Source organism: Streptomyces sp. NPDC058964 (assembly GCF_042741275.1).
Taxonomy (GTDB): Bacteria; Actinomycetota; Actinomycetes; order Streptomycetales; family Streptomycetaceae; genus Streptomyces.
Map to the genome: position 1 here is coordinate 1 of NZ_JBHYKH010001020.1, position 1,176 is coordinate 1,176.

General features: G+C 68.8%; 1 protein-coding gene. It reads right to left on the reverse strand.

What is annotated here, in order from left to right; genetic code table 11:
* A partial coding sequence (locus ACFW2E_RS47345; protein ID WP_384478486.1) for a beta-ketoacyl synthase N-terminal-like domain-containing protein occupies positions 1 to 1,176 on the reverse strand: 1,176 nt, incomplete at both ends.

Sequence of the window (1,176 nt, forward strand, 5' to 3'; positions counted from 1 at the left end):
TGAGGCGTGCGTTGTCCAGGGCTTGCCGGATCACCCGTTCCTGGGAGGGGCCGTTGGGGGCGGTGAGTCCGTTGCTGGCGCCGTCCTGGTTGACGGCGGAGCCCGCGATCACGGCGAGGATTGTGCGGCCTTGGGCGAGGGCGTTGCTGAGGCGTTGCAGGACGATGAGTCCTGCGCCTTCGGCCCAGCCGGTGCCGTCGGCTTCGGCGGCGAAGGCCTTGCAGCGGCCGTCGGGGGCGAGGCCGTGCTGGCGGGAGAACTCCAAGAAGACGTCGGGTGTGGCCATCACCGTGGCGCCGCCGGCCAGGGCCGTCTCGCATTCGCCGTTGCGCAGGGCCTGGCAGGCCAGATGCACCGCAACCAGTGACGACGAGCATGCGGTGTCGATGGTGAGGGCGGGTCCGGTCAGGCCGAGGGTGTAGGCGATGCGCCCGGAGGCGACGGCGGGGCTGGTTCCGGTGAGGAGGTGGCCTTCGAGGTCTGTGTCTGCGTGGGTGCCGTAGTGGTTGGGGGACAGGCCGGTGTAGACGCCGGTGGGTGTGTCGGCGAGGTGGGTGGGGTTGAGGCCGGCGTGTTCGAGGGCTTGCCAGGCGAGTTCCAGCAGGAGGCGTTGTTGGGGGTCGATGGCTTTGGCTTCGCGGGGGCTGATGTTGAAGAAGGCGGCGTCGAACTGGTCCGCGTCGTAGAGGAATCCGCCGTAGCGGGTGGCGGAGGTGCCGGGCTGGGTGGGGTCGTTGAAGAGGGTGTCGAGGTCCCAGCCGCGGTTGGTGGGGAAGCCGTCGATCGCGTCACGTCCCTGGGCGACCAGTTCCCAGAGTTGTTGGGGTGAGGTGATGTCGCCGGGGTAGCGGCAGGCCATGCCGATGATGGCGATGGGTTCGTCGGTGGTGGTGGGGGTGGTTGGTGGTGTGGGGGTGTGGTTGGTGGTGGTGTGGGGGGTGAGTTGGTGGTGGAGGTGGGTGGTGAGTTGGTGGGGGGTGGGGTGGTCGTAGGCGAGGGTGGTGGGGAGGTGGAGGCCGGTGGTGTGGGTGAGGTGGTTGCGGAGTTGGACGGTGGTGAGGGAGTCGAAGCCGAGTTCTTTGAAGGGTTGGTGGGGGTTGATGGTGTGGGGGTCGGGGTGGGCGAGGACGGTGGCGATGGTGGTGCGGACGAGGGTGAGGAGGTGGTCGTAGCGGG